The sequence below is a fragment of the Tumebacillus permanentifrigoris genome, assembly GCF_003148565.1.
Taxonomy (GTDB): domain Bacteria; phylum Bacillota; class Bacilli; order Tumebacillales; family Tumebacillaceae; genus Tumebacillus; species Tumebacillus permanentifrigoris.
In genome coordinates this window covers 160,794-179,519 of the sequence record NZ_QGGL01000008.1, presented here as the reverse complement: position 1 = coordinate 179,519, position 18,726 = coordinate 160,794, and the positions used below count along the sequence as shown (strand labels likewise).

The window sequence follows — 18,726 nt, the reverse complement described above, 5'->3', positions numbered from 1 at the left end:
TTCGAGTTTCGTCGACAATTCCCCTGCTGGGAGCGTGTGGAAAAAAAGACCGTGCCCGCCGAAGCGGTCACGGTCTCTTTTCCGAAGGTGGAGGTCAGGAGGCAAACATGCTCTCCCCGATCTCCGCTTCTCTCTTGAACAGGCGGGCGTAGACGCCGTTTTGCTGAAGCAGTTCCTCGTGTTGTCCCGACTCGACGACATCTCCGTTCTCCAACACGACAATCCGGTCTGTGGAGAGCACCGTGGAGAGGCGGTGGGTGATGACGAGCACCGTTTGCTTGGTGCGTCGAGCGGCGATCGCCTCGTTGACCAGATGCTCTGTGATCGGGTCCAGCGCCGAACTGGCCTCATCGAGGATGAGGAGCGGAGCGTTTTTGACGAGTGCGCGGGCGAGCGAGAGGCGTTGCTTCTGCCCGCCGGACAGCAGGTTGCCGCGCTCCCCGACGGAGGAGTTCAGCCCTTCTGGCAGGCTGTCGTAGAAGTCTTGCAACCCTGCGTCGCGAATCGCCGCCAGCAGGTCGGCATCAGTCGCTGCTGTGTTGCCGACGCGCAAGTTGTCTGCAAGCGTTCCGTTGCGCAATTGCACCTCCTGCGAGACGACGGCAACCTGAGTCCGCAACCAGCGAGCGTCCAGTTCGTGCAGCGGACGTCCATCGAGATAGATCGTGCCTTGCGCCGGTTCGTAGAGGCGCAGGAGCAGGTCGACCATCGTCGACTTGCCTGAACCAGACGGGCCGACCAGCGCGACCGCTTCGCCCGGTTGGACGTGGAAAGTGATGTCGTTCAGGACGCGTTCCGACTTGCCTGGGTAGCCGAATGCCAGTCGTTCGAAGTGCAGTTCACCGATGATCTCCTGCGGAACTACACCGCGCTCTGTCTCGGCTGTAGAGGTCTCCTCGGCCAGCAGGAGGTCGGAGCGATCCAACGCCGGTCCCGTGCGACGAACAGACAGCCAGTTGCGCAACATGCGCTGGAGTTGGTTCGCTGCGATCGCGACCAGTGCTGAGGAGGACAGCATCTCACCTTGTGTCATCGTGCCGTTCCAGATGAACATGGCACTGAGCCCGTAGACGACCGCCAGCGCAACCCCGTTGTAGCTGCCGATGACGACGAACGCCTGCAAGCGGGCTTTGAGTTCACGGCGGCTTTCCCGGATGAACGACTTGCGAATCTGGGCCACGCTGTCAATCTCGCTCTCGGCAACGCCGAGCACACGCGACAGGTGGATGCCCGTGACCGACTCGCGGAGGCGTTCCAGATAGCGCGATGCTTCGCGGCGTGCCTCGGAGGACGCACGACGGGTGAGATCCCCGAGTTTGTTGGAGGTCCAGTAGAACAGCACGCCCATCACGAGCGCGACCAAGGCCAGCCACGGGTTGATAAACGCCAGCACCCCGTAGTACAGGATGGAGCCTTGGACAGAGGCCATCAGCGTGGAGCCTTCCCATGCGAGGAAACTGTGCAGGGTATCCGGGTCATCGTTGACCCTTGCCAACAGTTCGCCCGTTCGGTTCTCATGATAGAACTTGAATGGCAACAGTTGCAGATGGCGGAACAGTCTGAGTTTCTGCGTCACCGTGACCGTCTTCGCCACTTGGTGGCAGAAGTACTCGTCGACGACCATCATCGTCAGGTCGAACAAGGCCGCGAACACCAACAAACCGACCAACCCCCAGAGCAAGCTCGTCGCGTTGTTCGGCAAGATCTGATCGAGCAACCAGCTCTGTGCCAGTGCTGGCAGCAATTCGCCCGATGATTGACTGAGCAGAATCACCACGGCATCCGCGATCACCCAGTTGCGCACAGGGCGGAGCAATTGCAGGACGCGGCGCCCGTCGCCGATTTTTGGTTGACTCATACCGCCTCCTCCTCCTTCTCAAGTTCGCTGTATTGGGCCATGTAGAGCTGGTGGTACTGACCTTGCATCGCGAGCAATTCATCATGCGTACCCGACTCCGCGATCTGACCGCCGACGAGGACGAAGATCCGATCCGCGTGGCGCACGGTGACCAGACGGTGAGCGATCGTGATCGTCGTGCGACCGGGGATCAACTCCTCCAGCGCCGCCTGCACCCGCTCCTCCGTCTCGCCATCCAGCGAGGACGTCGCTTCGTCAAAAATCAACACTTGCGGATGGCGCAGGATCGCCCGCGCCATCGCGACGCGTTGCTTCTGTCCACCAGACAGTTTCAGCCCGCGTTCACCGACCACCGTCTCATAACCATCTGGCAGACTCTCGATCATCTCCGTCAGACCAGCGGCAACCACCGCGCGGTCGAGTTCCGCCTGTGTGGCATCTGGCTTGCTGTACAGCAAGTTTTTGCGCAGCGTCTCATTGAGCAAAAACGTCTCCTGCGAGACGACGCCAACTTGCAAGCGGAGACTGTTGCGATCGTACTCGTTCAGGTCGCACCCATCGACAGCGACGCGCCCTTGCTCCGGGGTGTAGAGCCCGAGCAGGAGTTGGATCAGCGTCGACTTGCCACCCCCAGACGCTCCGACGAGGCCGATGTGCTGACCGGGTTCAATCGCGAGCGAGATGCCGCGCAAGATCGGTTCCTCGGTGCCAGGATAGCGGAACCAGAGGTCCTCCATCTCGATCTTGCCTTGGACCGTTGCGAACTTTGGCAAGCCTTCCGGTTGTTCCTCCGGCAGGTCGAAGTATTCGTAGAGGCGATGCAGAGCGGGAATCGCCTGTTGGATCGTCAGCGCATTCTCCGCCAAGGAGCGAATCGGCATGAACATCGCCGGGATAAACCCGATGCAGGCGACCAAGGTTCCGACCGTGATCTCCCCGCGCCAGACCGCATAGCCGCCGAGCAACATCACGAAGCCCGGTGCCATGACCTGTAGGGCATTGCCCAACCGCCAGTTGACTTTGGAGATCAGCGCCGCGCGTATCGCGAATCGTTTCCACGCTTCCAGCCCATCGTTCTGATGCGCGTACTCACGGTCCTCCAATTGGAACGTGCGCACCAATTTGATCGACTCGATGCTCTCTTGTGCATGGCTGTAGAGGGCGGCCAGCATGTCGCGCTGTGTAGCGCTGAGGCCCCGAACTTTTTTACCTAATTTGAATGAGGGATAGAGATAGATGACAAACACACCGACCATCAGCACCGCCACCGGCCAATACAGCGTGATGACCGCGGCAAAGGCCGCAATCGCGCCCAGCAACTGCTGGAGAAAACGCGGGATGACCGTCGAGTTCAATTGCTGGATCGCTTCGACGTCATGGGTCAAACGATACAGGATATCACCGCGCGGTGTCGTGGCGAACATCGACATCGGCGCTCGGTGCAGTTTGCGAAACGCCCGCATCTGCATGTCGGAGATCACATCGAGACCGATCCGAACTTGGATGTACTCCTGCAGGGATTCAAACATCACCTTCAAAATAAACGACCCCAACACCGCCACAATCAATCCATAAAGTGCGGTGCTCAGGTGCATCGGCAGGATCTCATCGACCAGTTTCCCGGTCAAAATGGGCGGCAATGTCGCCACCGCCCCTGCCACGATTGCACATAGGAACGTCAGTGCAATCTGCCCCTTATACGGTTTGAAATGCTCGATTGTCTTTTGAAACAGATTCACGGAATTCCCCCCTCTTATGAGTCGATATTATAACCCTGACTTACAGAGAATGGAAGAGGAAATTTTCTAAGCATCCCAAAAGTTCTAATTGTATGCAATAATAAAATTGTAGTTTATAACACAAACAGAAAGAGGGAGCGCCATGAAGAAGCAGGGAACGAAAAAAAACCTCGCGTGGTTGGTTGCAGGGATGATCACCAGCACAACGCTACTGCCGGGAGCGGTCTACGCCGCACCTACGCTCGACACACTCGCGGTGCAAAAAGTCAGCGTCCAAGAGGCGCTGCCTTCCGAACGCCTGATGAGCCAGTTGGGGCAGTCCTTCCGCGCCAAGTCAGACGGCAAACTGTACCAAGCGTACAAAGTCGTCGATGTCCAAGCCGCCAAGTCCTATCTCGTGCATTTTGCTGACAGCCAGTCCATCACCGCTGCACAATTTGCCCAAGCCCAACAGCAGGATCAAGCGCTATTCATGAAAACCAACGGCAAGAAAACCGAGCACCTCTCCGCGAAACTGAGTCAGATCACCGAGCAGCAAAAGCTCGAAGTCGGGATCTGGACAGCCGACCTGCCCACACAGACGAAAAACAGCATCGAAGGCACGCTGCAAGCGAAGTTCGGCGGAGAGATGTCCTCGCTTCAAGAAGAGGCGAGATTCGCCCTGCGCACCGAACGAGCGCATAAATTCCAAGTGGAGTATCTGAAGCATCAGAGCACATTTGCAGACAAACTCACCCGCATGGGCATCAACATTGAGTACCAATCGGGCCTCTCCCCGTTCTTCCTCGTCGAAGTGACCCCCGCACAGTTGCGCGAGTTGGAACGCGACCCGCACGTGCAACAGCTGGACGTCCACGACCGCACGGTAAAATTGGCAGGCAACAGCATCTCCGACATCCGCGCTGACATCGTGCGCGATACGTATGGCTACCAAGGTCTAGAAACCAGCGGCAGTGCGACACGGATCGCCGTCTGCGAACCGGCAGATGGCGATGGCGGACGTGGGATTGCGTTCACCTCACCGTACCTCTCGATGACCAAAGGCGGTGTCTACAACCCGAACACCTCGCTGTTCTCCAACCACTCCACGATGGTCGCAGGCGTCATCGCCAGCAACGCAGCCTCACCCAAGGGCATCGTCCCGAAGGTCAAACTCTATGATGCCACCTGGAACTCCAGCGTTTCTGGCGATGAGTACAAAGCCATCGAGTGGGCGGTCACACAAGGGGTCGAGGTGATCAACCAGTCCTATGGTGGCAACAACAATGCCTACGATCTGCGCGCACGCTGGATGGATCACATCGCCGTCCAACACAGCGTACATGTCGTCGCCGCTGGAGGCAACGATCCCGGTCAGACCACACCAAGTCCGGCGATCGCGTACAACGTTGTCGGAGTCGGGGCGATCGACGACCAAGCGGACAACAACCAATGGAACGACGTGTGGTACTCGTCAGGCACGTACAAAAACGTCAGCGGCGCTCCGAACAAACCAGACATCGCGGCACCGGGCGTCAACATCTCCTCAACCAACCGCGACGGTGGCTTCTACTCCGGCTGGTCAGGGACGAGCTTCGCTGCACCGCACGTCGTCGGGGTGATCGGACAGATGATCGGCGTGAACTCCAGTCTGGCCGTGCGCCAAGCCGCGATGAAGGCGATCCTCATGGCAGGTGCTTACCGTCACGCGGCAGACGTCACCGATACAGGCTTCATCTTCAACTCGAAATCTGTTGCCGATCATGACGGTGCCGGGGTGATCGATGCCCTTGAATCGTACAACATCGTGAAAAACAACCAATGGAAAGCCTACACGACCGCCACGTTCCCGATCTCCGTGCCCTTCACCGTCTCGTCCACCTCGCAGCGCAATCGCGTAGCGATCTCGTGGTTGAAGAAAAACAGTGTCGTCGAAGGGGCCAGCACACCGACGATGAGCACAGAAACACCGCTCTCCGACCTCGACCTCTACGTCTATGACCCCGCTGGTACCCTCGTCGGCTACTCAACCGCCGGCCTGTCCTCCGTGAACAACAACTACGAACTGGTCGAATTCCTGCCCAAAATCTCTGGCACCTACACCTTGAAAGTCGTCGGCGCATCCGGCGTGACCAACCCTGAGTATGTGGGCGTCGCTTGGTGGTAAAAGAAAAACCCGTCTCGCATGCGAGACGGGTTTTTTACTTATGGGTTTGTATTACTTCTTGGTGACAAAGGAGGAAACATATACGCAGCTCAACCAGACAACGCCAGCGAATGCGAATGCACCGAGCGCAAAACCGATCATACCCATAACTCTAACCTCCTCCTCTTACTTAACGAGCGAGGTAAACTTCTCACCGCACCAGGAAGCGAACTGACCCACCGTGAGCATGTCGGTTACAACCAGGGTAACGACCCCGATCAGAACGGTGTACATGAACACGGACATAGCAGCCGGAACCAGGCGACGAAGCGCGCTTTCGTTGCGCTCAGCGAAGTTTTTCCCGATCATCAAGACGAAGATGATGTCAATTACAGCCAAGGCAAACTGCAGCGAGTACAGCGCCAAGTGCGTGGTCCATGCAGCTGTACCCAAGTAGTAGGTGTAGACCAACAGCCACATTTGCAGAATCGCGTAACCGACGAATGCGATTGTAGCAAGAATCATCGCAACTTGGAACTTTTTGTACTGGTTGTTGCGGAAGTAACTACCCGCGATCAGTACGATGAAGCCCGCTACTAGCAAGCAGATAAACGTAAGCGACGGCAGATTGGCATTTGCCCCAAAGTCCACTTTGAACTTATCCGGCGCCCAACCGCGCAGGTACACGTTCGCAGCCAAGAAGGTGCCGTAGAAGAACGTGAACGAAAGCAAGCCCAGCCAAGTCGCCAAAATTCCATCGTCTTTGATACCAGTGCCACTACGATGTGGCACCCAATCTGGAGCATGATGTGCACTCATCTTATTCCCTCCAATCCTACGAAATTACAGCAGAGATGCGCCCACGATGAGGACGATGTTCATCGCGGTCAAGTAAATCAACGAGATCACGAACGATTGTCGAGCCCAACGAATCGTATCTTTTGCGAAGAAACCGGTCAGCGTGTGGGCGAACCATACGAAACCGAGTACCAACATCGTCACGACGAACGCGTTATTCGCATACGTGAATTCACGCACGAGCAGGGAAGCCGGAATCATGGCCGCTACCCAACGCATCATGTGACGCTTGGTTACTTCAAAGCCTTTGACAACCGGCAGGACCGGGATGCCAGCTTTGCCGTAGTCTTCCGAACGACGGATACTCAACGCCAGAGTGTGCGGAGATTGCCACAGGAACATGATCAGGAACAGCGTCCACGCCCCGATTTCGAGGTTGTTCGAGAACGCGGTCCAGCCCATCACGATCGGCACAGCACCAGAGATGGCGCCGCCGATGGTGGAGAGCGTCGACGTGCGCTTCAGCCACATGGTGTAGATCACCACGTAATCGAAGAGCCCGATCAGACCGATCACAGCCGTCAGCGGATTGACGAAGAACGTCAGAATCGCGCTGCCGACCACTGCGAAACCGATGCCCATGCCCAGAACCGTTTTCGGGTTCAGGGTGCCAGCGGCGAGGGCGCGTTTCGCCGTGCGATCCATGTAGCGATCTAGATCGCGGTCAATATAATTGTTGAGGCAGGTGCCGGACATGATGACCAGCGCCGTGCCGAGCAAAGTCCAGAGAATCATCAAACCGCTGGCTTCTCCTGCGGAGGACAGCCAGAGGCCGGCGAACACGGTCATCAAATTGGCAACCGTGATCCCGACTTTGGTGACGGAGACGAAGTCACGCCACGTTCCCGTCTCCGAGAGCGGGCCCGGTTCCATAACCGGGTTCGTTCGGTGTTGCGGAGTACTTGCAACTTGTGTCATCTGTTCCATCGAGTACCCTCCTCATTCTACATGTTTGCTTGTGTTCCAGTGCCGGTTTTCGAAATGCTTGTCACGGTCTTGACCGTTTTGGCAAAATGAGCCCGTGCTCCGATATAGACGCCGAATACCATCGTCAACGCAGCGCCTCCTAAGTGAGACGTCGCAGGGGACAGGGCCAATTCCGTACCCAAGGTCACGAATCCAAGCAACATCTGCATGAGGACGATCACAACCAGCGCAAGGGCTGGGGCGATCAAGACTTTGTTCCTGAACGCTTGGGCTACCACCCAAGCGGTGGCGGCGACCACCAAGACCGTAATCATGATGTGGAACATCAGGAAGCCATTTGCAAATGCTTCCGACGGCATGTGGTCTTGGAAGTGATTCCGAATGTAGTCATTGCGTCCAAACAGCGCTTCAGAAGCGCCGGTGTGGCGGAACAAACCGCCGACGATGACTTGCAGAATCGTGACGCCGACCATCAGGGCGGACGGGACGAACAGCGAGGCGAGACGCGCATCCTGCTCCTCCGTTACGCGGTTGCCCGCAAGCTCACGATTGCGGAAACCCAGCGCGGTCAGCGCTGCAAAGATACTGATCAGGAACATCCCGTTGGTGACGTCGATCGTCGTCATGTAGCCCGGAAGCTTGAACACGACGATCGCCGCACCTGCCAGCGCTTGCAAACCAAGGCAGAGCACCGTGGCAACTGCAAACTTCGTATAGAGGCTGCTTTGCTTACGGTGACGCCAAGCTTGGAATGCTGTCAACAGGATCAAAATTCCGCCCAATCCACTTGTGGTTCGATGGAACCATTCGATAATCACAAGCGGGTCATCAAGCGGAGGAATGATCTGACCGTGACAGAGCGGCCAGTCGGGGCAGGCAAATCCAGCCTGCGTCCCAACGACGACGGCACCAAGGATCATCATCAGAAATGTGACAATGGTCGTAACCAGTGGAAGACGATAACCCATGAGTGAACCTCCTCCTCTCATCTCAGTCAAACTCCCGCCGCTTGTGACCCGAATCACCGGGTCATACTAGAACAGAAAGTTACGCGGTGACGCCATCGTCGTCGAGCGAGCCCTTGCGGGTCTTCTCGCCGAAGTTGTACGGGTCCGAGGTGACAACCGGAAGCGCCTCGAAGTTGAATTCGGACGGCGGGGTCTGGGTGTGAGTCCACTCCAGAGTATCTGCACCCCACGGGTTGTCGGAGGTAACTTTCTTGCCTTTGAACAGCGAGTAGAAGATGTTCACGACGAGCAACAACGAAGCGAAACCGATCAGGTAGGAACCCAGGGTTGCGACTTGGTTGATCGTGGTCAACTCCGGCTGGTAGTAGAACACGCGGCGCGGCATCCCCTTCATACCGAGCATGAACATCGGGAAGAAGGTCAGGTTGGTACCGATGAAGTACAGCCAGAACGAGAACTGACCGAACTTCTCCATGTACATACGGCCGGTGACTTTCGGGAACCAGTAGAACAGACCTGCCAAGATGGCAACCATCGAGCCACCAAATACCACGTAGTGGAAGTGACCGATGACGAAGTAGGTGTCATGCAAGTTCAAGTCGATCGGAACCGCACCGAGGAAGATCCCAGACAGACCGCCGATCGTGAACAGACCGATGAAGCCAAGAGATGCGAAGAGCATCGGCGTGGTGTAACGAATCTGACCGCCCCAGAGGGTTGCCAGCCAGTTGAAGATCTTGATCGCCGTCGGAATCGCGATGATCATCGAAGTGATCATGAACGGAATCCCTGCGGACATTTGCATACCTGCAACGAACATGTGGTGAGCCCAAACCAAGAAGCCGAGCAGACCGATCATGACAGAGGAGTATGCGATCGCTTTGTAACCGAAGATCGGTTTGCGAGCGAAGACCGGCATGATCTCAGAAACGATCCCCATCGCTGGGATGACCATGACGTATACAGCCGGGTGAGAGTAGAACCAGAACAGATGTTGGTACATCATCGGGTCGCCGCCTTGCGCGACATCGTAGAACGCGGTGTGCGCGTGACGGTCGAGCAGAAGCGTAGTCACCGCACCAGCCAGTGCCGGAGTACCGAACAACTGGATGAAGGAAGTCACCAAGTTCGCCCATACGAACAGCGGCATGCGGTTGAACGTCATGCCCGGAGCGCGCATGTTGAAGGTGGTGACGATGAAGTTGATTGCTGCGAGAATCGAAGACAACCCGAGAATATGAACTGCGGTAACCCACAGGTCAAGACCCGCGCCTTGCGATTGGATGGAGTACGGCGGGTATGCCGTCCAACCTACATCCGGAACAGCGCCTACGACGAACGAGAAGAACAGCACGAGGCCACCAAGCAAGAACAGCCAGTACGAAAGTGCGTTCATTTTCGGGAATGCCATGTCGTATGCCCCGATCATGATCGGTACCAAGTAGTTACCAAAGGCACCAGTCAGCATCGGAATGATCCAGAGGAAAATCATGATCGTACCGTGCATCGTGAACGCTTGGTTGAACTGTTGCGGTTCGAGGACCACAGAGTTCGGAAGCGCCAGTTGGGTACGGATCAGGATTGCAGCCAGACCGCCTACGAAGAAGAACACCAGCGAGGTGAGGGCGTACATAATCCCAATCTTCTTATGGTCGACGGTGAGGATCCAATCACGGAAGAACGACTTGCGTTTAACCTCTCCCGTTGCTGCCAAGTTTTACACCCCCAACGTGTGTTTAGTTGTGATTTACTTCAGAGTTTCGATGTACTTGACGACGTTGTTCAACGACTCTTCATCAAGTTTATCGAATGCCGGCATCATGCCCGGTTGGAAGCCCTCAGCGATTTTCGCGTTCGGGTTGGTGATGGACTCCTTGATGTAAGCTTCATCGTGCTTACCAGCAAGGCCCTTCCAAGTCGGACCAGCGGACTTGCCGCCGTCGATGGTGTGGCAAGAGGTACAGCCGTTCGCTTGAATGACCGACGCTGCGTCGGTTTTCTTGCGGTTTTTCTCAGCTGCAACCCAAGAGTCGAAGGTCGCCTTATCGTCGATCACGATATTTGCGAGCATCTTCGAGTGGTTGTTTCCGCAATACTCGGCACAGACGATGCGCTCAGGCAATTTCGTACCTGCTTTGACTTCGTCAGCCAGTTTGACGGTAAACGAGGTCATGCGGCCCGGAACAGCATCTTGCTTCATGCGGAATTCCGGAATCCAGAAGGAGTGGATAACGTCCTTCGACGTGATCTTGAACATAACGTTGCGATCCTTCGGGAGGTGCAGTTCGCCGTACGACTTCGCGCCGTTCGGGTATTCGAACTCCCAAGCCCATTTCATACCGGTGACTTTGATTTCGTAGACGTCACTCGGCGGAGTTTGGATGGTGTACACCATCCCGGAGCTCCACACCCCAATAAAGACCAAAATCAAGGCTGGAATGAGGGTCCAGATAACTTCTGCTTTGGTGCTGCCGTGGATAGCATAGCCTTGCTTATCCGGATGCTTGCGCTTGTACCGAATCAGGAAGAATGCCAAGAGACCTTCGACCAAAACAAACACGACAAGGGTGATCCAGAAGACCATACCAAACAGACCGTCGATGTCTTTCGCAGTCTGAGTCAGCGCGTCTGGAAGCCCAAAATTAAATCCTCCCACTTGTCCTCCTCCTATCTACGAATAATTGCCTTTGGAACACGCACGCTTGCGAGAATCGACGTGTTCAGACAGCATTCTACCATCGTATTATACTAGTTCTTGCGTTCTTCATGTTTTCTTTTTTTTGTCCATTTTGGTCATTTTCTTGACAAAAGTGTGTCCTCCGACATGAAATCTTCGTTTTTTGACGACATATTGCATGGGATTCCCGCCTAGACACGAGTTGCAAACCCTTACCCTCGCACAGGGACTTCCCTTACGGCGCCAGCACCACTCCTCCATCTATCATTCGGCTTTTGAACCCACTGCAGTATAACAAGAAAAGCACCGCTACCGATAGGGGATTGTCGATATTGACAATAATAAGTAGAAAACCCTCTCCATTAGGAGAGGGTTTCTTGTTGCTCGGTCGTTTCACGCGGTTTGCGCGGTGGCAATTTGCCGAGATATTGGTAGAGATTGCATTCAATTCTACCATTAAAGAGCTTCCGTTTTTTGTCGGCCTTTTTGCCATACGTATGCTCGAAGCGTTCGTTGGAAGTCAGGACGAACACGGACAGCGTGTCGTTCAAGCGGGTGAGATTGCCAAGTTCCTTGTAGGCGCGTTCGACATCCTTCAACTCACCAAGCCGTTCGCCATACGGCGGATTGGAGACGATGACACCGTAGGGTTGGTCGAATTTCATCCTAGCAACAGGCAAGTTTTTCAGCTTGATCGCGTCACCGAGCTTTGCCTTTTGGATATGATAGTTTGCCAGCGACAGCACTTCCGCGTCGATGTCCGAGCCGATGATTTCCAGCGGCAGATCGAACTTGGCGAGGTCGCGCGCTTCCTGACGTGCGAGATCCCAAGCCCGCTGTGGGACCATCGGCCAATGTTGCGCCGTGAAGTCGCGGTTCAGACCTGGTGCGATGTTGCGGCCGATCATCGCAGCTTCAATCGGGATCGTGCCCGACCCACAGAACGGGTCGATGAACGGACGATGGGGACCCCAACGGCTGAGATCGACCAACGCCGCGGCCAGCGTTTCCTTGATCGGTGCTTGGGCGCTCAGCTGACGGTAGCCACGCTTGTGCAGACCTACCCCAGAGGTATCGAGGGTGATTGTGGCGATGTCCTTCAACAGCGACACTTGAATGCGGTACAGCGGGCCGCGCTCGTCGAACCAATCGACATGGTAGGCTTCCTTCAACTTCTCCACAACCGCCTTCTTGACGATACTCTGACAAGCTGGCACGCTGGAGAGTTGTGACTTTTGCGATTTCCCATCCACCGGGAATTCCGCGTCTTGTGAGATCCAATCCGGCCAGTTCAGCGCTTTGACACCTTCAAAAAGTTCTTCAAAAGTCGTCGCTTTGAACTCACCCATTTTAACTTGGACGCGGTCGGCTGTGCGCAACCAGAGATTGCAACGAGCAATCGCCGTCGGGTCCGCATCAAATTCGATCCGGCCATTGTCAACACGCACATCGGTGTACCCGAGGTTTTTGACTTCGCGCGAGACGATCGCTTCCAGACCCATCGGGGCGGTAGCGATCAAAGTGATTTTCGTCATAGGTTCCACTTCCGTTTTCTGTAGAGGGATTATGTATGTAGTGTTTCACGAACTGACATATGTCATCCATTATAGCAAAGCTTCGACATGATTTCCCAGGCAATTCAGCACCTCGACAAAAAAGACCAGCACCGCTGGTTGCGGACTGGTCTATCTATAGGAATGCGGGGTCGGGAGACCCTTGCTCAACTCAACCTACTCAGCTCGGCTCATCTCAATTGCTGGTCACTGCACTCAGACCAGCTTCAGGCCATTGTCGATCAGTTCCTTCCACTCGGGGCGCGCTTGGGCCAGATCGGAAAGTTCTGCTCGAACTTGGATTTGCACATCAGGGAGAGCACGGTGCGCGACGAGCAATTCGAGGATCTCGACACGCAGCAACCAATCCGGAATCGCATGCAAGGCGATCCGCATGAGGAGGCTGCGAACACCAGTCTCCACACGCCCCAGCGTTGGATGACTTTCTCGCAGTTCACGCACCTCTTGGTACAGACCGTGCACGAGTCGTTCCTGCTCGCTGTACGTAGGGCGAGCGGTTTGCGTCTCAGACGGTTTGTAGGCGAGGGTGGTGTGGAAGCGCTCCGAATCGGCAGCGCCTGCGAACACAGACGTGATCCGCTGGCCTACCGCCATATCGAACGTTCCCCACTCCGCTGCAAAAAGCACCTGTTCGCCAAGCTCCACTGTGCAATCCTCAAATCCGATCAGCACGATCTGACCGTCCTCGCGCTGCACATACTTCACCAAGCCTTGCACCTGCACGCCGGAAGCAAACTCCAACTCCGCCCACTGCCCCGTCACCAGCCCGCGCTCGCGCAGAGCAGCGTCGGTCATCTGTTCCAAAGGTGTTTCCGTGTCGCGCAACAACCCAATCGGCGACCCGAATCCTTCGCCGTGGTACTCGATGCCCTGCCCTGGCAACTCGCAATCGGCAACCGCCAGAGCGGTCGGGCCGGTCGTTTTGAGATAGACCGCCTCCCCCGCATCGTCGAGTACAAGCGTTGTAAACACTCCGCTGACCTGCAGACCGGAGCTGTACACCGCCGTAGCGGTCGAACCAGAGTTGACCGCTTTTTGCAGACTCGAGGTCCCGCCAACGCGGAAGGACATGGAATCTGCATAGCGCTCCACCGCCTCGATCAGTTGATCGAAGTCCTGGCAGACGAACAGCTGCGGTTGTGGCTTGGTGATGTCAAAATCGGTCGCCAGCACCGCTTCCAGTGAGAACGGAACGCGTTCCACAGGTGGCAACAGACAACTGCGGCTCTCCCCCATCGAGGAAAGCAGCCCGGCCCCGTACAGCTTCGGATCGTTCAGTGTACCGATCAAGCCGTACTCGACCGTCCACCAGTAGAGTCGGGAGATCAGGGTTTCCTCCGACTCCTCCGTTTTGGCAGCGAGTTGCAGATCGAGGTTGCGCTGAGCTTCATCCAGTTGTTCCGGCGTTGCGGCAGGGTCTTCCTTGAGGATCGAGACCAGACGCATCGCTTCGTAGACGGCGACGTCCTGCTTGGAGGACAGTGCCTTGGCACCGATTTTGCCAAAGCGTCGCAAAAACTCTCCGTAAGCGGAGTGAACCAGCATCGGCGCATGGCCTGCCGATTCGTGAATGATGTCTGGAGCTGGCGTGTAGGCGATGTGGTGGAGCAGACGAATGTCACCGGAGATCGGTAGCAATCCGTGCGCTTGGAAATCAAAGAAGGTTACCGACGGGATGAAGCCGTCAATCGCCACCGCGCCCCAACCGTGCTGGGCCAGCGTGGCATTCATCTCCTCTACATCAGGGATGCGCTCCACCGACATGCCGGCAAACGCCAGACCGTCGCGATACGAGCCATACCCCTTTTCGCTCAAATATGCGCTGTTTTGGCGCAGGACATAGCGCCACACCGCCTGGTTGACAGGCGTATAGCGCGAATAGTCCTGCTCCACCACAAACGGGCGCAGATGGGCTGGGATGCGGTTCATAACGGACACGGTACTGGTTGTCATCTATGTTCTCCTCCTTCACAAATCGCTTTAGTGCCTAAAAGCATAAAAGCCTAACAGCGTTAAAGCTATCCTAGCATGAGCTTCTCGATGTGGCAAGAATTTTTTATGGTATGGTATACTAAGCATTGGGATTTTACATAACGAGGGAGATGTTAGACATGACGACACATCCGACCCAACCAGAGCAACCGCAAAACGAAGCCCTGCTGACTTTGGAGGGCTGGTACGTCCTGCACGACTTCCGCAAGCTGGATTGGGAAGCGTGGAAGATGGTCAGCGAAGAGGAGCGCCAAGCGGCGTTGGACGAGCTGATGACGCTGCGTGCCACATGGACGCAGAACCAAGCGGACAAAAACGGCAGCACCGCACACTACAGCATCATCGGTCACAAAGCAGACATGGTGTTCATGTTCCTGCGCCCGACCTTCGAAGAATTGCAAGAAGTGGAACAAGCGTTCAACAAGACCAAGTTCGCCGACTTCACCGTTCCGACCTATTCGTATGTTTCAGTAGTCGAGCTCTCCAACTACGTGCACGCGCCGGGCGAAGACCCGTATCAGAACCCGTCCGTTCGCGAGCGCCTGTACCCGGAATTGGCTCCGTACAACCACATCTGCTTCTACCCGATGAACAAAAAGCGTTCGGGTGCAGACAACTGGTACTCCCTGACGATGGACGAGCGTCGCACCCTGATGCGCGCGCACGGCATGACGGGCCGCAAGTACGCGGGCAAGATCAAGCAGATCATCACCGGTTCCGCCGGCTTCGACGAGTGGGAATGGGGCGTCACGCTGTTCTCGAATGATCCGGTTAACTTCAAGCACATCGTGTACGAGATGAGATTCGACACCGTCTCCGCCAAGTACGGCGAGTTCGGTGACTTCCTCGTCGGCAACTTGCTGACGGATGAAGCGTTGGGCAAGATGCTGTCTGTGTAGGTTTTCGGGCTTTTTCTGAGTCGAAATACGACCGTTCTAAACAGAAAACGCAAGGAAAGTTAGGACGCACGAACGTATCGTACTGAATGCCAAAAATCGCAAGTACGATTCGATGGAATCGTCAGTACGATACGTTCAAAGCGTAGTTTGCCCCCCTCGATGGATGCCATTGGAGGGGTTTTTTCATGTCCAAAAAGCGAATTACCACCCGTAAGAACGTTGACGCTAAAACCGTCCTCGCCGCCACGCACACCTACTGTACCTTTCAGGAACTGACGAAGATTTTCCTTACAGCTAAGAAGGTGGCTGGGAAAGCACCTCGTTCACTGAAACCCCCTCCACCGTGAATACACGTCTCACCTCGTTGAAGTCACTGTTCAAGTTCCTTGTTGAAGAAGGTATGCTACCCCAAAATCCGCTTCAACGCATCCCGAAGGTCGTTCAACCTGAGACGGAAATACATGCTTTCATGGATGAGCAGATCGACGCGCTACTGAAACAGCCAAACAAGCGAACTTACTTCGGATTCCGCGACGACACTATAATTTGGATTTCGTGATTATGTGATGAAGACTCTCATGCTTGACACTGGTATTCGCATCAACGAAGTTCTCTCTATTGAAAAGAGAAACACTGTTTTTAATAATCATAAAACAATTATTATCGACAGAAAATCTGAAACACTTCAAGTTGAGTTATGATAAAATGTAGTGAATGTATAATGTCGATATCCCTCATCAACAAAGGAGAACTAAAAATGAGAAAACTCGTTCTATTTCTGCACGCATCACTTGACGGTTTTGTAGAAGGTCCGAACGGTGAAATGGACATTGGCTGGGTTTCCCACGATGCTGACTTGGAGAAACACGCGAAAGATATTCTGAGTACTGCCGACACTGTCATATGGGGACGTGGGACTTATCAGATGATGCACAGTTACTGGACATCTGTGCCTTCGGACCCCTCAGCTTCGCAGCATGAACTGAATCATGCCGAGTGGATCGAAAAGACAGCCAAAATCGTTTTATCCACGTCGCTGGAGAAAGTCGAATGGAACAATTCCAGACTGGTGAAAGAAGATGTCGAGGAAGAGATCAAGAACCTCAAACAGCAGCCAGGCAAGGATATGGTCATCCTCGGCAGTCCTAGGTTAGCACACTACCTTATGCAGCTTGATTTAATAGATGAGTATAAAATTACAGTTTCTCCCGTCCTGATCGGCAGCGGGTTGCCGTTATTCCAAGGTCTCAAGGAGAAGATCAATCTTAAACTAATCGAAAACAAGACATTTGATTCTGGAGCCATAGCCCTCGTTTACCAGACGTTTAGATGACCTTGTCTCCTAAAGCAGATTACGACGGATACGATAGCTCAATAAGCCGCCTCTTCAACGAGGCGGTTTTTCTTATCGTAAAGACCAACATCAGGATTTAACATAGCCATAAAGAAAAACATATCCACTCTTTGGCGGATGGATACAAGCGTATAGTTCAGATTGCGAATACGGTTTGATGTGAAAAATACGATTGCAACTCTGAGCCGCAAAAACCTAGATTCTATCGAGGGTTTCGCCCACTCTCCTCTTCAATACACAGCACATCGTGTACGAGATGAGATTCGACACCGTCTCCGCCAAGTACGGCGAGTTCGTTGACGTCGGGAACTTGCTGACGGATGAAGCGTTGAACAAGATGCTGTCTGTATAAAGAAAAGCCGCCCTACGCTACTGCGTAAGGCGGCTTTTTTATGCATGTGATCCGATTTCCTTGAACTGACACTGACTACAATGCCTTTTTCTCCATAACCGCAAAGTAATTGCCTTCATTGTCAGCAAAATTGAATACTCTTCCAGTAGGTAGATTTACAAGTTCGCCGACTGTGATCTGTTTGTCCACAAAGTCTTGATATAAGCGATCGAGGTCTTCCGAGAAAAACAATAGAGACGGAGTACTGAGGTTTAATTCAGGCTGCATTTTAGCGATCAATTCCTTGTTGTGAAGGACAAGTCTCGTTTCAGCGTCGTTCGTTGGAGCGATTACCATCCATCTCATATGGCCGTTGCCTTCCTCAGCAACTAAGCTAAAACCTGCTTTTTCTGTCCAAAATTTCAAGGACTCATCTTGGTTATTGACATACAACATAACTTGTCCAAGTTTATTGATCATTGACCTGCCTCGCTTCGTGTCAATTTAGTTCAACCATACTACCCAATAACGCATCTAAATTATAACAAATCAAATTACAGTGTCAAACTTTCAGACTCACTGCTGCCAAGTTTGTCCGAGTTAGCTACAAGAGTTTGATCGAACCGCTCTCGCTCCCCTATAACCTCCTGCAAATACGAAGTCTCCACCAAGTAGTGCGAGTTCGGTGACTTCCTCGTCGGCAGCTTGCTGACGGATGAAGTGCTGAGCTAGATGCTCAGAGCAATATATATTTATGTTCCTTATTGATTAATTATGAAATATGCGATAACATTTACAATGAATTTGTACACCTAAGCATCTACAAGATCAATAGAAAGAAGGGGAATTTCTTATGTATTCTGTTAAAAAGTTTGTTCGAAAGACATCCTACTTGATGTTCCCAGCTTTGTTGGCATCTGCGTTCCTATTCACTCAAACAGCCAATGCTTATGTAAGTTATCGGTCTCTGTCAGTCCCTGCAATTCAACAAGAAAAGGATCTCTGGTGCTGGGCAGCCGCTACTCAAATGGTGGCTACGTATTTCGGAGCGAATGCTACACAAACGGATATTGTAACATACGTCAAAGGATCGCCGATCAACACTACAGGTACAGTCGCTGATGTTCAAAAAGGGTTATCAAAATACAATATTAAGTCAAACTATCTTACTACCACAATTCCCTTTCAAACAGTTGCCAACCAATTAAGCAATGGACAACCGGAAATCGCTGCGATCAGATGGTCTTGGGGAGATGGTCATGCCTTGGTAATTCGTGGCTACTACGAAGATACGTCCATTTCAAAACAAGATATTTATTACATCGACCCATCGAACGCATCGTTCAATATCATGACCTATAGTAACTTCGTTAGTAACAGCAGTTTTACTTGGACCAACAGCGTATACGCAATTTACGTCTAGA

14 protein-coding genes and 1 pseudogene are annotated in these 18,726 nt (G+C 54.0%); 5 read left to right on the top strand and 10 right to left on the bottom strand.

Features of this window, described 5'->3' with window-relative positions:
• Positions 1-94: 94 nt before the first annotated feature.
• Together C7459_RS10925 and C7459_RS10920 are read right to left on the bottom strand one after the other, a co-directional pair.
• Positions 95-1,858, bottom strand: coding sequence for an ABC transporter ATP-binding protein (locus C7459_RS10925; RefSeq protein ID WP_109689157.1), 1,764 nt, complete (start codon positions 1,856-1,858; stop codon positions 95-97).
• Positions 1,855-3,597, bottom strand: a complete 1,743-nt coding sequence (locus C7459_RS10920; protein WP_109689155.1) for an ABC transporter ATP-binding protein — start codon at positions 3,595-3,597, stop codon at positions 1,855-1,857. Before C7459_RS10920 ends, C7459_RS10925 begins: the two co-directional genes overlap by 4 nt.
• A gap of 142 nt (positions 3,598-3,739) precedes the next feature.
• Here C7459_RS10920 and C7459_RS10915 point away from each other — a divergent pair, with 142 nt between their 5' ends.
• Positions 3,740-5,743, top strand: coding sequence for a S8 family peptidase (locus C7459_RS10915; RefSeq protein ID WP_109689153.1), 2,004 nt, complete (start codon positions 3,740-3,742; stop codon positions 5,741-5,743).
• 165 nt (positions 5,744-5,908) lie between these two features.
• Here C7459_RS10915 and C7459_RS10910 read toward each other — a convergent pair whose 3' ends face one another.
• The 7 genes from C7459_RS10910 to C7459_RS10880 form a co-directional block, all read right to left on the bottom strand.
• The gene (locus C7459_RS10910; protein ID WP_109689152.1) at positions 5,909-6,541 is read right to left on the bottom strand and encodes a hypothetical protein; all 633 of its coding nucleotides are present in this window, start codon (positions 6,539-6,541) and stop codon (positions 5,909-5,911) included.
• A gap of 24 nt (positions 6,542-6,565) precedes the next feature.
• Entirely contained in the window at positions 6,566-7,507 is a 942-nt protein-coding gene (cyoE, locus tag C7459_RS10905) for a heme o synthase (RefSeq protein WP_109689150.1), read from the bottom strand.
• A 17-nt stretch (positions 7,508-7,524) separates the two neighbouring features.
• Positions 7,525-8,475 carry a COX15/CtaA family protein gene (locus C7459_RS10900; RefSeq protein ID WP_170119417.1) on the bottom strand — a complete coding sequence of 317 codons (951 nt, stop codon included), beginning with the start codon at positions 8,473-8,475 and terminating at the stop codon, positions 7,525-7,527.
• A 79-nt stretch (positions 8,476-8,554) separates the two neighbouring features.
• The gene (gene ctaD / locus C7459_RS10895) at positions 8,555-10,189 is read right to left on the bottom strand and encodes a cytochrome c oxidase subunit I (RefSeq protein WP_245884495.1); all 1,635 of its coding nucleotides are present in this window, start codon (positions 10,187-10,189) and stop codon (positions 8,555-8,557) included.
• Between the two features lie 33 nt (positions 10,190-10,222).
• Entirely contained in the window at positions 10,223-11,131 is a 909-nt protein-coding gene (gene coxB, locus C7459_RS10890; RefSeq protein ID WP_109689146.1) for a cytochrome c oxidase subunit II, read from the bottom strand.
• A 383-nt stretch (positions 11,132-11,514) separates the two neighbouring features.
• Positions 11,515-12,687: a THUMP domain-containing class I SAM-dependent RNA methyltransferase gene (locus tag C7459_RS10885; RefSeq protein WP_109689144.1), complete on the bottom strand. Its 1,173-nt coding sequence runs from the start codon at positions 12,685-12,687 to the stop codon at positions 11,515-11,517.
• Positions 12,688-12,921: 234 nt separating this feature from the next.
• On the bottom strand, positions 12,922-14,679 hold the full coding sequence (locus C7459_RS10880) for an aromatic amino acid hydroxylase (RefSeq protein WP_109689142.1): 1,758 nt from the start codon (positions 14,677-14,679) through the stop codon (positions 12,922-12,924).
• Positions 14,680-14,837: 158 nt separating this feature from the next.
• Here C7459_RS10880 and hemQ point away from each other — a divergent pair, with 158 nt between their 5' ends.
• The 3 genes and pseudogenes from hemQ to C7459_RS23850 form a co-directional block, all read left to right on the top strand.
• Positions 14,838-15,617, top strand: a complete 780-nt coding sequence (hemQ, locus tag C7459_RS10875) for a hydrogen peroxide-dependent heme synthase (protein ID WP_109689140.1) — start codon at positions 14,838-14,840, stop codon at positions 15,615-15,617.
• Positions 15,618-16,374: 757 nt separating this feature from the next.
• A complete protein-coding gene (locus C7459_RS10870) occupies positions 16,375-16,950 on the top strand; it encodes a dihydrofolate reductase family protein (protein ID WP_109689138.1) in 576 nt (191 codons plus the stop codon).
• Positions 16,951-17,209: 259 nt separating this feature from the next.
• A pseudogene (locus tag C7459_RS23850) lies at positions 17,210-17,323 on the top strand (hydrogen peroxide-dependent heme synthase); the annotation flags it as partial.
• A 75-nt stretch (positions 17,324-17,398) separates the two neighbouring features.
• Here the strand turns inward: C7459_RS23850 and C7459_RS10865 are convergent.
• Positions 17,399-17,782, bottom strand: coding sequence for a VOC family protein (locus C7459_RS10865; protein ID WP_109689136.1), 384 nt, complete (start codon positions 17,780-17,782; stop codon positions 17,399-17,401).
• A gap of 373 nt (positions 17,783-18,155) precedes the next feature.
• On the opposite strand from C7459_RS10865, the gene C7459_RS10860 reads away from it, so the two are divergent.
• The gene (locus tag C7459_RS10860; RefSeq protein ID WP_109689134.1) at positions 18,156-18,725 is read left to right on the top strand and encodes a C39 family peptidase; all 570 of its coding nucleotides are present in this window, start codon (positions 18,156-18,158) and stop codon (positions 18,723-18,725) included.
• Position 18,726 lies beyond the last annotated feature (1 nt).

Excerpts from the sequence above, each read along its gene's own strand:
- hemQ (WP_109689140.1), top strand. The coding sequence starts at position 14,838 with ATGACGACACATCCGACCCAACCAGAGCAACCGCAAAACGAAGCCCTG.
- cyoE (WP_109689150.1), bottom strand. The coding sequence starts at position 7,507 with ATGGAACAGATGACACAAGTTGCAAGTACTCCGCAACACCGAACGAAC.
- C7459_RS10870 (WP_109689138.1), top strand. The coding sequence starts at position 16,375 with ATGAGAAAACTCGTTCTATTTCTGCACGCATCACTTGACGGTTTTGTA.
- C7459_RS10915 (WP_109689153.1), top strand. The coding sequence starts at position 3,740 with ATGAAGAAGCAGGGAACGAAAAAAAACCTCGCGTGGTTGGTTGCAGGG.
- C7459_RS10925 (WP_109689157.1), bottom strand. The coding sequence starts at position 1,858 with ATGAGTCAACCAAAAATCGGCGACGGGCGCCGCGTCCTGCAATTGCTC.
- C7459_RS10865 (WP_109689136.1), bottom strand. The coding sequence starts at position 17,782 with ATGATCAATAAACTTGGACAAGTTATGTTGTATGTCAATAACCAAGAT.
- C7459_RS10910 (WP_109689152.1), bottom strand. The coding sequence starts at position 6,541 with ATGAGTGCACATCATGCTCCAGATTGGGTGCCACATCGTAGTGGCACT.
- C7459_RS10860 (WP_109689134.1), top strand. The coding sequence starts at position 18,156 with ATGTATTCTGTTAAAAAGTTTGTTCGAAAGACATCCTACTTGATGTTC.
- C7459_RS10900 (WP_170119417.1), bottom strand. The coding sequence starts at position 8,475 with ATGGGTTATCGTCTTCCACTGGTTACGACCATTGTCACATTTCTGATG.
- C7459_RS10880 (WP_109689142.1), bottom strand. The coding sequence starts at position 14,679 with ATGACAACCAGTACCGTGTCCGTTATGAACCGCATCCCAGCCCATCTG.
- C7459_RS10885 (WP_109689144.1), bottom strand. The coding sequence starts at position 12,687 with ATGACGAAAATCACTTTGATCGCTACCGCCCCGATGGGTCTGGAAGCG.